Source organism: Pantoea sp. X-Soil-ISGK-355 (genome assembly GCF_059730805.1).
Window position 1 is genome coordinate 21,549 of the sequence record NZ_AP035972.1, and the last position, 15,656, is coordinate 37,204.

The window sequence follows — 15,656 nt, forward strand, 5'->3', positions numbered from 1 at the left end:
ACGCGGCCGATCTCTGGCCGCATCAGTGGTGTTTAAGAACAGGCCGTGCCAGCTAAAGCGCGACCTCTGACCGCCAGGAGTGACACCAGCGCCAGCATAATAATGGTCATGCCATAGAGCCAGGCGGTGTTGGTCAGCCCGATATGGGGTGCGGCAATACCGGCCGCAATCGCGGGCAGGGCAAAGGCGAGATAGCTTTTGATCAAAAAAGCGGAGAACAACCCGGCCCGTTCATGACTCTCTGCTAACGGCATAATGATCTTCAGCACGCTGGAGAAAATCGATCCAAACCCCTGACCCGCAATGGCGGTGCCGATATAGAGCAGGGCCACGCTGTGCAGGGAAAGGCCTGTCAGTGTGACACCGACACCCGCCATCAGCATAAGGGTTCCAATAACTAATGCCCGCGCGGGCGGCAACGGACGAAAGAGTAATACGGCTGCTGTTGCACTTAGCATCAGCGTTGCCACAATCGAGCCGCCGATAAACGGCGATGTCAGGCCGGTTGCATTTGCCACCATCGTGGGCATCAGTGACAGATAAAATCCGCCCAGCATCCATGTTGCGATGTTCACCGGCGTCACCTTCAGCAACGGGCCCAGTGCGCGTCGCGGAATGCTAACCTGAGGCCGTAGCGCGGCCAGTACCCCAGGCTGAGGCGCAATCGTTTCAGGTATCAGTGGCAGAAGCGCCATCGCGACTATCATCAGCACCATCAGCAGCGCGTAAACCGTGACCGTAGGGAAAGGGGCAAAGCTAACCAGAATGCCACCTGTCAGCGTGCCGAGCGTCATCCCGAGAAACGCGGTGAACGAATTGAGCAGGGGTCCTCGGGTTTTACTGGCGTCAATCAGGCTGGCACCGAAGGTCGGCAGTGCAATACCCGTAGCAAAGCCCTGTACCAGTCGGGCGGCAATCAGGGTTGGGGCCGAACTGGCCACCATAAAGATCATCAGCGCGACCACGTTAATCGCCAGTGCCAGCAGCATCAGTGGACGTCGGCCAGTATAATCCGACACTTTACCCACCGTCAGCAGCGCGGCCAGCAACGCGAAAGCATAAGCACCAAAGATCAGCGTCAGCATGGTCGGCGTCAGATGAAACAGGCTGCGATAAAGCGGGTAGAGCGGCGTTGGCGCACTGCTGGTGGCTGAGATCAGCGCCGCACCGGTAAAGCTAAAAAGCGTTGTGCGGGTAGCCGCCTGCGCTGTCAGGATGGGGTTCATGGGAGTCGCCTTAATGCAAAGTATTAGCTTTTAATAAGGTATACGGTGATTCTGAGCTTAATGCAATATCTTTGCTTTAACGTTTATTGCGAGGTGACTTAGTGTCACCTTATGCTAAGCTATGTGTTACTAAGTTACACACCGGAGGACGCATGGCATCAACAAAACTTCGTCAGCAGGGCGGAGCTGTCGTGCTGACTATCCCCAGTGAGATTGCTGCCAGAGCAGGCTGGACCGTCGGCATTGAGCTGGACGTGACCGCTGAGGGCGAATCCGTCAATATAGTGCCGGTTACGCGTGTACCACGCGGTCGCCGGACCGTTGCTCAGTTGCTGGCCGGTATTGATCAGCTTGAAATCCAGAGTTATAACGACGAGGCCGTCGACGGACTGAATGACGCGCCGCAGGGAAGGGAGCATATCTGATGGTTTCAAGGAGTGTGCCGCAGAAGGGCGAAATCTGGCACGTTAATGGCGATCCGGTTGAAGGGCGTGAGTTTAAAGGGCCGCATTATTATCTTGTTATCTCTCAGCGCGAGTTAGTTGCAGCTCTGGGGACGGCAGTTTGTGTGCCGGTAATAAGCGGCGGCGTTGCGTCGCGCTCACAGGGAGTCACTGTGTTTCTGGACGGTAACAGCACAGATACTGGCAAGGTGACCGGCGTGGCGCTGTGTTATCAGGTGCGTTCGCTTGACCTGATAGCGCGTAAGGCAAGCTATGCTGCCAGGGTAGAGCCATATGTTATGGATGAAATATTGTCTCTGGTTATAGACCTTATCGACCCGCGATAAATAAAACTCTGCGACAGCAAGATTTTAATAAATTACTGATTTATTCAATCCGGGAAGGCATACAGGCCTCATTTAAACTGTAAGTGTGTGACCTGATGAAAGCGTCATAGCCACTAAAGCGTGATGCTCCTCAATTGCCTCCTTCGCCTGTGTTTTTTCTCGTCAGGCCATTGTCCTTTATTCTTCTCTGTCTCTTTCCTGCAACGTGTTTTTATGTGCTCTGCGGGTTGTCTATCAATACTGTTTCGACCAGTCTCACTGTTAAAAACAATCATGGAGCCAGATGATGAAGATAGCTGAGATCGATCATATCCATCTTTACGTTGAAAATATTGAGCAGGCAGAACAATGGTATAACGAAATCCTGAGCTTTTCCCGCGATGATGCACTGTACTTCTGGTTTGAGCAGGGCGGTCCACTTGTCATCAGGAATAACAGTGCATCCCTCTCTCTTTTCCTCAGAAAATCCCAGCCACCTGGTCACACGGTAGCTTTCGGGGTGGCCGCGTCATCCTTTAACGAACTCCTGCCTGTACTCAGTAAGAATAAAATCCCTTTCAGCGTCAGTGACCACGACGTGTCGATGTCCGTCTATTTCAGCGATCTCAGTGATAATAATATTGAAGTGACCTCTTACGACTACCTTCAGGCAAAGCAGATACTGGAGAGCATTGCGTAACACTCTCGCAAGGGCAGGATCGGCTGGTCACCAACGGCGATCAGTAAAGCGAGTTCTTTAATCGCTCTGGCAGCGCTTTGTCATAGGCATCGCCATCGATTTCCGCAATCTGTTTCAGAATCGAGCCGGTGCTGGGCAGCGACTGCCGCGCAATCTGCGTTTCAGCATTCCATAACCCGGAGCGGATAATCGCCCGGCTGCACTGAAAGAAAACGCTCTCCACGTGGATGCGCAGCACGGTTTTGGGCTGCTGATTGTTGACCGCAAAGCGCTCAAGCAGCGCCGGGTCGGTACTGATCGCCGCCGTACCGTTCACACGTAGCGTTTCGCCGATGCCGGGGATGAGAAAAAGTAGCGCAACCCGATTGTCATTTAAAATATTACGCAGGCTGTCGATGCGATTATTGCCACGTCTGTCCGGCAGCAGCAGGGTGTAATCATCTTCGATTTCGATAAATCCGGCCGGATCGCCGCGCGGTGAAACATCCAGCCCCTCCGGTCCCGATGTTGCCAGCGCCACAAAAGGCGAGGCGGCTATAAACGGACGATAGGCGGGATGAATATGATCGGTCACCTTAGCCACAGAAGGCCGGGCGACAGTGCCGTAAAGACGTTCAAGTTCGGTCAGTTCCGTCACTAAGCTGTTCTGTTCAGGCATGTTTGCACTTTCCTTTTATTGATCAGATCCTCAGGACGCTGACGATAAGACACCACAGATCCGACGCGCAGGTTTAACCAGGACTTTAACACCAATAACTGCAGAGTCAGAGCCACTGCGTCGTCCTTTGTGATCACTATTCACTGTGATCCGTCAATCCCGGCTAGACAGAAAGGGATTACCGGGCCAGACCTGTTAAACCCAGGTGTTGGTATCAGAACAACCTGCTGATATAAAGGATTAACCTGATCAGTATCCAAAAGGAGCAAAGGATGTTTTGGGAATCAGAGCGGTTGCTCTACAGATTTACCCTTCGTGAGGATCTTGACGACCTTTTCAGAATTTATGGCGACCCGGAAACGCATAAATTTAACCCGCGAGGCCCGTGGCCTGACAGGGAATATGCTGTTCAGGCCATGGAGCGCATACAGGATAGCTACCGGAATCAGGGTTTCGGCGACTGGACAATATTCAAGAAAGCCCATCCGGAAAAAATTATCGGCTTTGGTGGCGTCTTCAGAAGCCAGTTTGACGGCCGTCAGACTAATAATCTCGGCTACCGGTTTGAGCCAGATGCCTGGGGTAAAGGATATGCCACTGAGCTTTCACGCAGAGCCATTCGTTACGGATTTGAAGAGGCCGGACTCAGCGTCATCACGGGCGTGGTGCGTGAAAACCATCTGGCTTCGCGCCGGGTGCTGGAAAAAGCAGGCTTAAGGTTTTTGAAAAAGGTTAACGATCTCGAAGGGCTGCCTCCCAGCCTGATGTATGCCCTCAGCCGACGTGAATGGCTTGACGCTGGTAACGCGCTTAACGTCTGATTTCCTCTTTGCCAGTCGAGCGCAGTTTTGTCTGCGTCCTCTTACTGCCTTAAACCTCTGAGAAACCCTCTCTTATCCCGCGATTACTTTCCTGCTCACTGGATTACCTTAACCGCCTTAATTAGGGGAGGATTTATGGATATTCGTACGATTTTTATTTCAGCGGTAATGGCAGTCAGTTTGTTGTGGATAGGCGCATCAGACAACCGTTCGTCTCATTTCAGCGGAGAGCCGGTCAAAGCAGGCCTGAGTAAACTTCAGCCCTGAGTGTCACACGCCCGATCGCACACTTTAGCGCCTGCTCAGCCAGAGATGCGGTACACTGCCGCTATCTGTTAATGCAACATCGTTGCGTTAACCAAAACGTTGACGCTGAAAAAGCAGGAGAACGAGATGGCGAGGGAGATGATTCGGCAGGGTGGGCGCAGCGCCCGTATTCAGGCGGAAGTGCATAATACCGTTAACCGGCTACTGGAAACGCGGGATCGTTCCGCCATTACCGTACCGATGATCGCCGAACAGGCAGGTGTAACACCCTCCACGATTTATCGACGCTGGGGCGATCTGGCCCAGTTGCTGGCGGATGTGGCCGTGGCGAGGATGCGACCGATTGCCGATCCGGAAGATACCGGCTCGATGATCGGCGATCTCACCGCGTTCCTTCAGCAGTATGCTGAAGAGATGTCCTCGAAAGTGGGTCGTGAACTGCTTGCCGATGTGATTGGCCGTCATGCTGAAGCGGCCAGCCATAAATGCTGTGGATTCACCTATCAGCATCTTGAAACCCTGAATAACCGGGCCATCGCGCGCGACGAAGCGGGTTTTGACGTTGATCGCCTCGTCGATGTCGCTGTCGCGCCCGTGATGTTCCACATACTGTTTGGTGATCGTGACGTTTCAGCGGAATACTGTTCGTTGCTGATTCAGCAGGCATTTTAACTCAGCCCTGAACGTAGGGCAGGGCGGCTTCGGTGATCAGGTGCTGCAACAGCGCACGAGCGGGATCGTCACTCTGGTATGAGCGGGCCAGCGCAATACCCAGATGGCCAGGCTGCGGCAGTCGCTGTGATTCTGTCACCAGCCCCTCCGGCAACCCCGCGCGGGTGCGCAGGGTGATACCCAGCCCGGCCTGCAGCGCGGCCCAGATGCCGCTAAGACTGTGACTGGTAAACACCACGCGCCACGGAATGCCTGCCTTATCCAGCGCCCCGGTAGCGCGGGTTCGCATCACACAAGGCGCCTCAAATGCCACCAGCGGCAGCGGTTCGCCACGCTGCAGAATCCCCGCCAGATCAAATGCCGGATGCTGTATCCAGACTAACGGACACTGACCGATCACCTGCGTGCCGGATTGCTGTTCCGCCTGCCACAGGAGCGCTAAATCCAGCTCATGACGAGCCAGTGCCGTTAAGAGCGCCAGATTTCTGTCGACGCGAGCGGTCAGCATCACGCCCGGATGCTGCCGGTTAAACGTGCCGAGAATGGCAGGCATCAGCGCCTCGCCAAAATCCTCCTGCATGCCGATGCGAATTTCGCCCTGCAATGCTTCGCCTTTCACGGCCCGCAAGGTCTCATCGTTCAGTGACAACAGACGTCTTGCGTAACTCATCAACTGCTCGCCACTGCGGGTTAATTGCAGATGCCGCCCTTTTTTCATCACCAGCGCGGTACCGCATTGCTGCTCGAGTTTTTTAAGCTGCGCACTGACGGCTGAGGTTGACCGGCAGAGGTGCTGTGCCGCAAGAGCAAAGCTGCCCGCATCAATACCCGCCACGAAACTGCGCAGCGCATCCATATCGAGCGATTCGGGTACTTTGTTCATCATTGTCCTTAAAATGAGGATAGTGGATGCTGATTAATTTGATTTTCAGGATTAACGGACTGAGTGACACTCTCTCTGACCAACGAGGAGCGTGCAATGAAAAAATCACTGGATCGGGAAACACTGGCGCAGCGCGCGCCAAAACTGGCTGAACTGACGCAGCAGGTGCTGTTTGATGATATCTGGCAGCGCGGCCTGCTGTCATCACGTGAGCGCAGCCTGCTGACGCTGGCAACCCTAACTGCGCTGGGGCGCGTCCAGCAGTTGCCGTGGCACATTAACTACGCCCGGCAAAATGGACTGACGCTGGATGAACTGGTGGAGAGCTTCACGCATCTGGCATTTTATGCAGGCTGGCCTGCTGCCGTTACCGCGCTGAGCTATCTGGAGGATAATCACTGATGCCCTTCACCCGGATCACCTTGCGGCAAGGTTACAGCGATGCAGATCTTCATCTTCTCTCCACGCTGCTGCAGCAGGCGCTGGTCGCAGAATTTGACGTTCCAGAGCAGGACTGTTTTCAGATCATTGAGATGCTGCCTGGCTCTCAGCGTGTGTTTGATCGCCGTTATCTCAGCGGAGGCCGCAGCGAAAATTTCGTGCTGTTTCAGGTGACGGCAGGCCGTTCGCGTTCCCGGCAACAGAAGCAACGCTTTTATCACGCACTTTGCGCGGCACTTCAGACAAAGATGGCAATCGATCCTGATGATGTGATGATCATCATTCAGTTTAACAGCACCGAAGAGTGGAGCTTTAGCGGCGGCCGGATGCTGGCACAGGCGGCGTTATGATTATCATGCACTATCGCTTTACGCTGCCCGCTGACTATGACATGGGCATCATCGAACAGCGCATCAGTCTGAACGGAGCCCGGCTGGATGGCTTTCCAGGGCTGGTGGCAAAAGCGTATCTTTACGCCTGCCGTGAGGATGGAGTACTCAATGAAAATCGCTATGCGCCGCTCTATTTCTGGCGGGAGGCGAGTGGCATGCAGCGTTTCCTGCAAAGCCCGGGCTTTGCGACGCTGGTCAGGGATTTTGGCTGGCCGATCATCGAAAGCTGGCTGGCGTTTGAGGAACCGACTTTCATCACTAATCTGGCTGAAGCCCGTTTTATGACACTGAACCGCTGGACGATTTCGCCACATACGAACCTGGCAGCACTGCCGGTGAAAGCAGACTTCAGCGCCTGGGATGTGACCCGCTGGCAGGGATTAACGGTTAACGCATCTCAGCAGCGACCAGCGTCCGGTCCGGAGGTCTATCGCATCGGTTATCTGGCGCGAGGCGCTGCCGCTGCAGATCTGCGGCTGTAGCAGCGGCGTTGATGCGGAGTGCCATTCAGAGGGCAAAAATGGCTTCAATCTCTATGCGCAGGTCAGCGGAGAACAGTCCGCTGACCTGTACCAGCGAGCTGGCGGGCAGATGTTCGCCGTAGTTGCGATAAAGCACTTCCCGCAGCGCGGTGATCTCTGTGAAAGAGGTGATGAATATCGTGACTTTCAGCAGCGCTGCGAGCGACGTATTCTCAGTTGCGGCAACTGCCCTGAGTTGATCAAAAATAGCTTCTGCCTGTTCAGCCATATCTCCCTGCTGAGCCGCCGTACCGAAAGCGGTCAGCCCTGAGACATACAGCGTCTCGCCATGTTTCACTGCGTGGACATAAGGCGCTTTTACTTCGCCCAGTTGCGGGTAATTTTTGCGTTCTGGCAGGGTCATATTTTCTCCTTCATCATGTGAATCATCAGACATTACTCTCCGCCACCACTTAGCGCATCAGCAGTTGCTGGCAGACAACATTATCCTGCGCGGCGCGCTGTTGCTCATCGGCTTTCAGTTGCTCCCAGCGGCCAATCACGCTGCGTCCCAGCCGCGGTTTATAGGCTATTTTCTGCAGCGCATAGTCAGAATTGCCGCCTTCAATAACATTTCGCATCTGCTGGTCGAACGGCTGCTGACCTTGGTGATCAATTGCGCAGAACACCGCGACGTAATACGCTTTGTCTTCCTCACTGTCGTGCGGGATTAAAAGCCAGCCAGGGCGAGGATAAGCAGCAGCGGAAGAATATATTTTAGCCATTTATAACACTTGTTTTCGTATGATTAACAGCCTCATACCCTTTTCAGTATGGCGATAGTATCTGAACCTGCACCCTGCACCCTGCACCCTGCACCCTGCACCCTGCACCCTGCACCCTGCACCCTGCACCCTGCACCCTGCCGCCAACGCAAATACCTTCTTATAGACATTTGTCGAATTAACGCTTTTGTGCCACATCATGCTCTGCAGCATCCTCATTGGAATGTCCGCATAGAGCATATGCATGGCGTAGCTACTGCTGAAAAGTAATGAAAATGTAATCCCGTCCAGCCTCGTTCAGCCAGATGCACACTGCGATGTCTGTCACGGCCCAGAGCCTGACTTTTCTCGGTACGGTCGGTCTCAGCATGACAGCGCCTAAGCAAAAATTTCGGTGTGGAGACCATCAGCTCTTGCTGGTCCACGTACTGCGGGTCGGACAGCGAAATCAGACGATGCAATACTATACCGGCAGGCGCTCGGTCAGGCCGCCGGTAGTGCCGTCAAAATAGCCCTGCAGAACGTCAATGCCATGCGCAAACGTGTCCAGATCGCACTCGTGGTCACCGAGTTCACCTGCGTCGCTCAGCACCTGACGGAACTCCGCATATTTTCTGCTGAATATTTTCAGCGCGGTTCCGTTCGCGAAGTCTGCGTCTCTCTTTTCCGAGGAAGTAATTCCGTACAGGATTTTCTCGAAGGCGTAGCTGAAATTATCATGGGCTTTCATGGATTCGAACGTAACAGTTTTCCGGAGGATTCATAGCGTTCTTACAGAAAAGCTGATTTACTCAATATGTAAAAATTAATCAAAGATAATATGAGTGTGCTTATTTTATTCCTGGTTACCAATAGTTTGCTTAAATAAACCACTCGAAATTACCTGATGCCCATCCTGTCATGATCCGACTTTTTCAATTTATAGCATTAACCGGAAGCGTAACACGGCGGCGGGGCGGGGAAAAGCCCGGCGCAGACGGCCCTGGCTCGCGTCATTACACCATATGTAGTGGTTAATGCAGATGACAGAGACACGATATGTAGTGCCATGCGCAAAAAACCGCCACCAGGGAAGAAAGATCCGGTTCTGCCCTTTTTCGGCTCTTCTGAATCAGGAGAAAGAGACGTGAGCAGCATACAGTGAATAGGCAGCCAGAATGGCGCATCTGATATAAAATAGAACTTATGCTGAATTATTGACTGAAAGTGGAAATTATTGCTTTTAAGATTAAAAGCTGCGTCATGAGTAAAATTCGCTCAGCCTGAGTGTCTGAGAGGCGACATCAATCAGAAGACAGGATCAGACCGGCCCGCACCACAACGTTCCATACCGTCCCGCCTTATCCTCTTTACCTCACCATCACCAAAAGTAAAATTTTAGTTAAAAACGCTTTACGAAAGCATTAAACGGATTGTAGATTAAGTAATCCACAATAAAGGTTTATGATCCATGAAAAAAAACGCTGGCAGACCAAGAGAATTTAACCCTACTGACTTTCTGAACGTTGCTCAGGCACTGTTCTGGGAGAAGGGCTACAGGGCGACATCTCTTGCCGATCTTAGAGAAAAATCGGGGCTGGCCAGCGCAAGCATCTATAAACTTTATCCCGACAAACATGCCATCTTCCTTGCTGCGCTTCGTCAGTACATGGATGGCGGCCTGCGGCGCCTCACGCAGCGTGAAAACGAACTTGAACCCGAAACAGCCCTGACCCAGACGCTCGATTTTTTTGCACAGCTCACCGCCGGTCCTGATGGATCACGGGGATGCTTTTCCATTGCGGCGGCCAGTGAACTGCTTCCTGGTGATGAGGCTGTCCGGGAGCTGATTGAATATATGTTTTCAGGCCTGATTTCCCGGCTGACGCGCATTCTGCAAAAGGGCCAGAAGAAAGGCGTATTCCGGAATGACTATGATGCCGGCGTTATGGCTGAAGGCCTTTTTATGATGCTGGAAGGTATGAGGTTATACGGGAAAGTGAAACCAAAAATTGAAAATCTGCGAAGATCAAATGCGTTTTTTATCAATTCTGTTCTCGCATTGCCTGTCAGTAACGATAAGTAACCGGGATAACGTGATGCTGATGGCAGGAATGACCGTCCGGAGAAAAAAAAGGAACAGGCTCCTGACTGTTCTGCATGCGTCAGGTAAAAATGTTATCTGCGGCTGGAGCGAAAAAGGAAGGTTCTATAAAAGAATATTTGATGAAAGCACGCTGATTATACTTACACCATCATCTGCAATAATTACAGTAATGTAGTTATTAACTCTTACATATAAACACTGAGCTCGTTGCCTCAGGGTATTCTCATGCCATCAATAAAAATGAAACTGTTTCACATCCGTTGACAGTGAAAAAATGATCCATAGGCGGAAAATCTATTGATTCTATCTTTCATTGCTTATGCATAATTGTCACTAATAATTCATCAAACAGGTTTGACTCAGATAATTTCGGGGAGTGGTTTTTATATAGTTTTGTAAAGACCCCCTATATAACACTGGATGAGGATTTATAAATGAAGCCGAATGTAGACCAGAATATTGTTCTCAGTACGGAAGAATCAGAATATATCCGATCAGTTCTTGAAAAAATTGACTATGATCCTTCAGGCTCAGACGTTTATTTAAATAAAATCAGAAAGGTTGCCTATACGGTATTTCCTGAAAGGGTGATCACGGCAATCAATAAGGTTAAAGGCTTTTCAGCGAGCGCGCTCGGTTCATTGCAGGTTGATAATCTGCCGGTAGATAAGTCAGTCACCGGCAGTCCACGTCATAATGAATCAGGCAGCGCATTCAAAAGTGGCGTATTGACTGAAAATATACTGGTGACAATGGGTGTGCTTACGGGTGAACCCTATTCCATTGCTCATGAAGGCCATGAGCTGGTAAATAATCTTACACCGCATAAAGAGGCAGCCAAAGAGTTTACCGGTCTCGGGTCTGAAGTTGAGCTCGATTTTCATATTGAAAATGCTGCTCAGGCATATATGCCGGAAGGCGATACGTCACCGCTTGCACTCATATTACTGGGCGTCAGAGGGGAACCGCTTGGCGGGCCGCAGACCCGCATTTCCGACTGCCGCCGGGCGCTGGAAAAACTTTCAGAAGAAGATATCAAGCATCTGTACGGCAAAAATTTCATTATCCGCGTGCCTTACCGCTGGCGCGGCGCGTCTGCTGAACCACGTGATAATACTGACCTGAGTCCGATTCTGTCAGGCCCTATCTCTGCCCCGCGTGTGACCGTAGCCTTCTACCCGGATATGGTACTGGCCGTGAATCCGCGTGCAAAACAGGCTCTGGAAAATCTTTATCAGGCAGTACGCGAAGTTTCATTCGGCGTTCAGATCAGCCCCGGCAGGCTGATCCTCATTAATAACAGTTTTACCCTGCATTCCCGTGACAGCTTCAAGCCCGCTTTTGATGAAAACGATCGTGCGCTCCGCTGGGTACAGCGCATTTTTGTAGCCCGCAACCTCTGGAACTTCAGGTCGTTCGTACCCGTTAAAGACCGCGTGTTTGATCCCAACGTGAAAACCGCAGCATCCGAAATACCGGGGCGCGAGAAAACGCCGTCGGCTGCCTGAAGCCACACCGCCACCGGCAGCCTGCTGGCCGGTGGCCTCGACAAGCCCGCCTTGCCTCCGTACGTCAAAGGCGAAGCAGGCGCAACAGAGTCAGCTGGCTTACTGTCAGTTGCCATGCCAGAAAGGAACATTATGAACCCAGCCAGCCGGACATCTCATCGATCAGCCATGACGGGAGGCCAGGGCAATACCGTGACGGGAACTCTGCTTGCAACCAGCTTTGGATTTATTGTGGTTCAGCTGGACGTGACTATCGTGAATGTTGCGCTTCCGGAAATTGGCAGCAGCCTTGAAACAGGGGTTTCAGGACTTCAGTGGGTGGTTGACGCTTATACACTGTCCTTTGCCGCTCTGTTACTGACGGCGGGCGCAGCCGGAGACCGCTTTGGCTGCCGCCGGGTTTTTAACAGCGGACTTTTTCTTTTCTGCCTGGCTTCCCTGACGTGTGCCCTTACGCATTCCGTGGATGTCCTGATCGCGGCCCGATGCATTCAGGGTGCCGGTGCGGCGCTGATCCTCCCGACGTCACTGGCGCTGCTGTCCCACGCCTGCGCGGGCGATCCGGTAGTGCGAAGCCATGCCATAGGATGGTGGAGTGCCATCGGGGGAGCAGTAAGCGCTATGGGGCCGGTCGCCGGTGGTCTTCTTACGACCGCCTTCGGATGGCGCGCCATTTTCCTCGTCAACCTTCCCGTGTGCCTGCTCAGCCTGTGGGCAACTTACCGGTTTGTGGCGGAAACGCCGGCGGAGAAGAGTAAAAGCTTTGATATGCCCGGTCAGGTCCTGGCCATACTGTTTCTGTTCCTGCTCACGTATTCCGTGATTGAGGCAGGAGCAGAGGGATGGCTATCACCAGAAATATGGACCGGACTGGCTCTGGCTCTTGCTGCAGCCCTGCTGTTTGTGGCCCGTGAGACGCGGGCAGCAGAGCCGATGATCCCGTTATCTCTGTTCCGGAACTCCGTGCTGACCATTGCCGTTCTTCTGGGACTGCTTTCCAATCTGACCTTCTATGCTCTGATATTCATTCTGAGCATTTTCTTCCAGAGTGTAAAAGGGTACTCCCCAACGCAGACGGGGCTGGCCCTGCTGCCATTTACAGTGATCATGATTGCCAATGTGGCAAGCAGCCGTCTTACCCGATATTTCACGCCCCGACTCACAGTTGCTGGCGGCGGAATTTTATGTGTACTGAGCTTTCTGCTGTTGCATGACCTCGACAGGGATACGCCGTATTACGTTGTCATGGTGAGCATGATTTTCCTGGCGATCGGTTCCGGAATAAGCACCCCGGCTCTCACATCAGCCATTCTCGGCAACGTGCCGTCAACGCGTTCTGCAACTGCATCAGCCATTTTTAACGTATCCCGGCAGGTTGGCAGCGCGCTGGGCGTCGCGCTGCTGGGCGCACTGATAGTGGGTGCTGCTGAGAGCATGACCGCTGGCGCAAGGCTTGCCTTTGATATCTCAGTGGTGCTCCGGGTGGCCGGAGTCATTCTGGCCGCATTATTTCTTTAAATAAATATATTGTCAGGAAAGGGGAGCATGATGAGGCTTGTAATTATAGGCACCCGGAAAACAGGCACAAGCCTGGCACTGGTCAGCACCGCACTGAAAAGAGGAATGCCCGTCACAATTATCAGCAATCCTGAAGACAGATTAGAGGAAGTTTTCCCTCCGGAAGTGGAAATAAAATACCTGCCTGCTGATGTCAGCATTATTTCCGGGTGGATTAGAAAAGAATACCTCAGGCCGGAAGCTGACCTGAGGATCACCACGATTAATGATGTGTACGCGAGCGTTGCTGCACAGGTCAATTCGGCACTTGACCTTCCGGGACCCGATGCCTCAGCCGTTACTCGTGCGGTATCAAAATTACAGCAGAAAAGGATACTCACCGATAACAATATCCCGACATCCGGCTATTCGGAATTCCGCCTTTCAGATCATAAAGCCCGGGGGGAAGCGCTCCACAGGCTGCAGCTGCCGGTAGTAATAAAACCCTCAGAAGGAACTGCGAGTAATGGCGTGAAACTCTGCTGTCAGCATTCCGAGGTAATCAGCCATCTCGACTATCTGGTTAATCAGAAAGATCAGCGGCCGGACCTGGTCCCCAGCGATACGGTACTGCTGGAAGAATACCTGCCCGGAACAGAGTACTGCGTTGAGTATTTCGACGGGCATTACGTTGGCGCCATGCGCAAGTCCAAACGGTACGGCACCGAATTTCTGGAACGCGGCTATACGTCAGAACTGGATATTGATGAAAAGACCCTTCGTAACCTTATCGGAACAGGCGCCCGGGCTCGATTGGGGGCCGGTACATGTTGACTGCATCGTTCATAATGGTTTCGCCAGCATCATTGAATTAAATCCCAGGATTGCCGGCAGCTTCATTTGCGATATTGTCCGGGATGCCTATGGCTTTGATATGGTTGAACACCTCGTTGATAAGCTTCAGGGCAAAAAGGTCACGGTGCCTGCAGGCTTCCTGCCTGCCGCTTACGCCTGCGTTAATTTTTTCCTCGAAAGCGACCCGTTACCCTGGTCATTTACTGAAAAGGGTGAACTCAGTAACCCCTTTATGCACATCTGCTACGGTCCACAGCACCTGAGTAACCGCAGGCGCAGGGCGTTCGTTTACGTCAGAAACCTTATACAGAATTTCCAGCCGGAGACTAACTAAATGAAACTAATCAGTACTGTCGTGATTGTGGATGGTGCATCAACCAGCGCGTATCTGGCGCCGGCATTCCGTTCTTATGGTGTTCAGTGTGTTCACGTTCTCAGCAGTGAGACACTGCCGGAACGCCTCAGGGCGCAGATCAATCATTCTGACTTTATACGCAGCCTCGTATATCAGGGTGATATCCACGTGCTGGCAGAGAACCTGAAGGATCTGCAGATTGACGTGGTATTACCGGGTGGGGGAAGCGGTATCGAGCTTGCGGCCGAGCTTGCCGAAGCGCTTGATGTTCCTTACAAAAATCCCGTCCATCTTGCCAAGGCACGCCGCCATAAGTATGAGCAGATAGAAGTCCTGAGCCGTAGCGGACTTCTCACGCCCAGGCAGTATCAGTCAGAACAGGCAGACGAGATCGTTGAATGGACGCAGGCTCATCTTACCCTGCCGGTTGTGGTGAAGCCTACCCGGGGAGCCGGTGTGAGTGGCGTGAAAGTGTGCCACACCCTTTCTCAGGTCAGGGAAGCAGCCGAAAATATTCTCAATTCAAAATCTTATTATGATGAAGATCAGAACGAAATCCTGGTTCAGTCCTGCACGCAGGGGCAGGAGTACATTGTTGATATTGTTTCTTTCGATGGCCATCACAAAGTTGTCAGCGTATGGGAAGTGGACCGCGATCGCCGGGAATCACCGCGCCTTGAAAAAATGATGGTGGTTGACCATACCCAGCACAGATTCTCGGCACTGATTGATTATGCCAAAAAAGTACTGGATGCAGTCGGCCTTATATTCGGACCGTCCCATATGGAAGTGATGCTAACCGTCGACGGGCCGGTAATCGTTGAGCTGAATTCCCGTCTGCATGGAAGCCTCGATCCCTTACTGACGACGGCGGTGACGGGGGAAAATCATGTGTCCGCTACCGTCAACGCGTTTGTCAATAATGCGCACTTTATTGACAGCATCGGTAAGGCCCCGGGATTCAGCGGCTACTGCGGACATGTCCTGCTGGTTTCTCCGGTTTCAGGCCGTCAGTTACAGAATTTCCCCTGGGACAGAATTGAAAGCCTCCCTTCATTTGTAAGCGTAAAGCGGTGGGTGAAACCGGACGGTCAGCTCCAGGTCACTACGGGCCTGCAGACGGCTATTGGCATGGTCGGGTTGTTTCATGAAAATTTTGAACAGCTGAACAGGGACTGGAAAACGATCAGGGCAATCGAAAATGAATACTTTATGGTTCCTCAGGCGTCAGCCGAGCCCGCATAAGAGATCTGAAAAGGCCGCACAGGCGGCCTTACTCA

At 52.5% G+C, this 15,656-nt stretch carries 18 protein-coding genes and 1 pseudogene; 13 read left to right on the top strand and 6 right to left on the bottom strand.

Features of this window, described 5'->3' with window-relative positions; translation table 11 throughout:
• Positions 1–32: 32 nt before the first annotated feature.
• The gene (locus AC6I8J_RS18735; RefSeq protein WP_222925628.1) at positions 33–1,226 is read right to left on the bottom strand and encodes an MFS transporter; all 1,194 of its coding nucleotides are present in this window, start codon (positions 1,224–1,226) and stop codon (positions 33–35) included.
• A 152-nt stretch (positions 1,227–1,378) separates the two neighbouring features.
• Between AC6I8J_RS18735 and AC6I8J_RS18740 the strand changes: the two genes are divergently transcribed.
• The 3 genes from AC6I8J_RS18740 to AC6I8J_RS18750 all read left to right on the top strand — a co-directional run bounded on the left by AC6I8J_RS18740 (position 1,379) and on the right by AC6I8J_RS18750 (position 2,695).
• A complete protein-coding gene (locus AC6I8J_RS18740) occupies positions 1,379–1,651 on the top strand; it encodes an AbrB/MazE/SpoVT family DNA-binding domain-containing protein (protein ID WP_033735365.1) in 273 nt (90 codons plus the stop codon).
• Positions 1,651–2,016, top strand: coding sequence for a type II toxin-antitoxin system PemK/MazF family toxin (locus tag AC6I8J_RS18745; protein WP_497825654.1), 366 nt, complete (start codon positions 1,651–1,653; stop codon positions 2,014–2,016). The genes AC6I8J_RS18740 and AC6I8J_RS18745 overlap by 1 nt, the downstream gene beginning before the upstream one ends.
• Before the next feature lie 286 nt (positions 2,017–2,302).
• Positions 2,303–2,695 carry a VOC family protein gene (locus AC6I8J_RS18750; RefSeq protein WP_497825840.1) on the top strand — a complete coding sequence of 131 codons (393 nt, stop codon included), beginning with the start codon at positions 2,303–2,305 and terminating at the stop codon, positions 2,693–2,695.
• A 40-nt stretch (positions 2,696–2,735) separates the two neighbouring features.
• On the opposite strand, the gene AC6I8J_RS18755 is transcribed toward AC6I8J_RS18750, so the two are convergent.
• The gene (locus AC6I8J_RS18755) at positions 2,736–3,353 is read right to left on the bottom strand and encodes a pyridoxamine 5'-phosphate oxidase family protein (RefSeq protein ID WP_222925626.1); all 618 of its coding nucleotides are present in this window, start codon (positions 3,351–3,353) and stop codon (positions 2,736–2,738) included.
• A 272-nt stretch (positions 3,354–3,625) separates the two neighbouring features.
• Here AC6I8J_RS18755 and AC6I8J_RS18760 point away from each other — a divergent pair, with 272 nt between their 5' ends.
• Positions 3,626–4,174, top strand: a complete 549-nt coding sequence (locus AC6I8J_RS18760) for a GNAT family N-acetyltransferase (protein WP_222925625.1) — start codon at positions 3,626–3,628, stop codon at positions 4,172–4,174.
• A gap of 393 nt (positions 4,175–4,567) precedes the next feature.
• Positions 4,568–5,113 (top strand): TetR/AcrR family transcriptional regulator, encoded by a 546-nt coding sequence (locus tag AC6I8J_RS18765; RefSeq protein WP_497825655.1) that lies wholly within the window; start codon positions 4,568–4,570, stop codon positions 5,111–5,113.
• 1 nt (position 5,114) lies between these two features.
• Here AC6I8J_RS18765 and AC6I8J_RS18770 read toward each other — a convergent pair whose 3' ends face one another.
• The gene (locus AC6I8J_RS18770; RefSeq protein WP_497825841.1) at positions 5,115–5,996 is read right to left on the bottom strand and encodes a LysR substrate-binding domain-containing protein; all 882 of its coding nucleotides are present in this window, start codon (positions 5,994–5,996) and stop codon (positions 5,115–5,117) included.
• Between the two features lie 96 nt (positions 5,997–6,092).
• Here AC6I8J_RS18770 and AC6I8J_RS18775 point away from each other — a divergent pair, with 96 nt between their 5' ends.
• Genes AC6I8J_RS18775 through AC6I8J_RS18785 form a run of 3 tightly spaced genes read left to right on the top strand, consistent with a single transcriptional unit; the run spans position 6,093 to position 7,311 of the window.
• Positions 6,093–6,398: a carboxymuconolactone decarboxylase family protein gene (locus tag AC6I8J_RS18775; protein ID WP_161736861.1), complete on the top strand. Its 306-nt coding sequence runs from the start codon at positions 6,093–6,095 to the stop codon at positions 6,396–6,398.
• On the top strand, positions 6,398–6,787 hold the full coding sequence (locus AC6I8J_RS18780) for a tautomerase family protein (RefSeq protein WP_260058662.1): 390 nt from the start codon (positions 6,398–6,400) through the stop codon (positions 6,785–6,787). Before AC6I8J_RS18775 ends, AC6I8J_RS18780 begins: the two co-directional genes overlap by 1 nt.
• A complete protein-coding gene (locus AC6I8J_RS18785) occupies positions 6,784–7,311 on the top strand; it encodes a DUF4865 family protein (RefSeq protein ID WP_497825656.1) in 528 nt (175 codons plus the stop codon). Before AC6I8J_RS18780 ends, AC6I8J_RS18785 begins: the two co-directional genes overlap by 4 nt.
• 25 nt (positions 7,312–7,336) lie before the next feature.
• Here AC6I8J_RS18785 and AC6I8J_RS18790 read toward each other — a convergent pair whose 3' ends face one another.
• The 3 genes and pseudogenes from AC6I8J_RS18790 to AC6I8J_RS18800 form a co-directional block, all read right to left on the bottom strand.
• A complete protein-coding gene (locus AC6I8J_RS18790) occupies positions 7,337–7,714 on the bottom strand; it encodes a RidA family protein (protein ID WP_480343431.1) in 378 nt (125 codons plus the stop codon).
• A 49-nt stretch (positions 7,715–7,763) separates the two neighbouring features.
• Positions 7,764–8,062, bottom strand: a pseudogene (locus AC6I8J_RS18795) (hypothetical protein).
• Between the two features lie 476 nt (positions 8,063–8,538).
• Positions 8,539–8,805: a hypothetical protein gene (locus tag AC6I8J_RS18800; RefSeq protein ID WP_497825657.1), complete on the bottom strand. Its 267-nt coding sequence runs from the start codon at positions 8,803–8,805 to the stop codon at positions 8,539–8,541.
• 720 nt (positions 8,806–9,525) lie between these two features.
• Here AC6I8J_RS18800 and AC6I8J_RS18805 point away from each other — a divergent pair.
• From AC6I8J_RS18805 to AC6I8J_RS18825, 5 genes are all read left to right on the top strand, one after another.
• Positions 9,526–10,140, top strand: a complete 615-nt coding sequence (locus AC6I8J_RS18805) for a TetR/AcrR family transcriptional regulator (protein WP_497825658.1) — start codon at positions 9,526–9,528, stop codon at positions 10,138–10,140.
• Between the two features lie 749 nt (positions 10,141–10,889).
• Positions 10,890–11,669, top strand: a complete 780-nt coding sequence (locus tag AC6I8J_RS18810; RefSeq protein WP_480343408.1) for a TauD/TfdA family dioxygenase — start codon at positions 10,890–10,892, stop codon at positions 11,667–11,669.
• A gap of 132 nt (positions 11,670–11,801) precedes the next feature.
• Positions 11,802–13,187: an MFS transporter gene (locus AC6I8J_RS18815; RefSeq protein ID WP_222925619.1), complete on the top strand. Its 1,386-nt coding sequence runs from the start codon at positions 11,802–11,804 to the stop codon at positions 13,185–13,187.
• A gap of 27 nt (positions 13,188–13,214) precedes the next feature.
• Positions 13,215–14,000, top strand: a complete 786-nt coding sequence (locus tag AC6I8J_RS18820; RefSeq protein ID WP_497825659.1) for an ATP-grasp domain-containing protein — start codon at positions 13,215–13,217, stop codon at positions 13,998–14,000.
• 355 nt (positions 14,001–14,355) lie between these two features.
• Complete coding sequence (locus AC6I8J_RS18825; protein ID WP_497825660.1) at positions 14,356–15,621, top strand: ATP-grasp domain-containing protein; 1,266 nt, start codon at positions 14,356–14,358, stop codon at positions 15,619–15,621.
• The last annotated feature ends 35 nt before the right edge of the window (positions 15,622–15,656 follow it).

Coding starts and splice junctions, on each gene's coding strand:
- AC6I8J_RS18800 (WP_497825657.1), bottom strand. CDS start 8,805: ATGAAAGCCCATGATAATTTCAGCTACGCCTTCGAGAAAATCCTGTAC.
- AC6I8J_RS18785 (WP_497825656.1), top strand. CDS start 6,784: ATGATTATCATGCACTATCGCTTTACGCTGCCCGCTGACTATGACATG.
- AC6I8J_RS18735 (WP_222925628.1), bottom strand. CDS start 1,226: ATGAACCCCATCCTGACAGCGCAGGCGGCTACCCGCACAACGCTTTTT.
- AC6I8J_RS18815 (WP_222925619.1), top strand. CDS start 11,802: ATGAACCCAGCCAGCCGGACATCTCATCGATCAGCCATGACGGGAGGC.
- AC6I8J_RS18820 (WP_497825659.1), top strand. CDS start 13,215: ATGATGAGGCTTGTAATTATAGGCACCCGGAAAACAGGCACAAGCCTG.
- AC6I8J_RS18790 (WP_480343431.1), bottom strand. CDS start 7,714: ATGACCCTGCCAGAACGCAAAAATTACCCGCAACTGGGCGAAGTAAAA.
- AC6I8J_RS18740 (WP_033735365.1), top strand. CDS start 1,379: ATGGCATCAACAAAACTTCGTCAGCAGGGCGGAGCTGTCGTGCTGACT.
- AC6I8J_RS18760 (WP_222925625.1), top strand. CDS start 3,626: ATGTTTTGGGAATCAGAGCGGTTGCTCTACAGATTTACCCTTCGTGAG.
- AC6I8J_RS18775 (WP_161736861.1), top strand. CDS start 6,093: ATGAAAAAATCACTGGATCGGGAAACACTGGCGCAGCGCGCGCCAAAA.
- AC6I8J_RS18825 (WP_497825660.1), top strand. CDS start 14,356: ATGAAACTAATCAGTACTGTCGTGATTGTGGATGGTGCATCAACCAGC.
- AC6I8J_RS18765 (WP_497825655.1), top strand. CDS start 4,568: ATGGCGAGGGAGATGATTCGGCAGGGTGGGCGCAGCGCCCGTATTCAG.
- AC6I8J_RS18750 (WP_497825840.1), top strand. CDS start 2,303: ATGAAGATAGCTGAGATCGATCATATCCATCTTTACGTTGAAAATATT.
- AC6I8J_RS18770 (WP_497825841.1), bottom strand. CDS start 5,996: ATGAACAAAGTACCCGAATCGCTCGATATGGATGCGCTGCGCAGTTTC.
- AC6I8J_RS18780 (WP_260058662.1), top strand. CDS start 6,398: ATGCCCTTCACCCGGATCACCTTGCGGCAAGGTTACAGCGATGCAGAT.
- AC6I8J_RS18745 (WP_497825654.1), top strand. CDS start 1,651: ATGGTTTCAAGGAGTGTGCCGCAGAAGGGCGAAATCTGGCACGTTAAT.
- AC6I8J_RS18805 (WP_497825658.1), top strand. CDS start 9,526: ATGAAAAAAAACGCTGGCAGACCAAGAGAATTTAACCCTACTGACTTT.
- AC6I8J_RS18755 (WP_222925626.1), bottom strand. CDS start 3,353: ATGCCTGAACAGAACAGCTTAGTGACGGAACTGACCGAACTTGAACGT.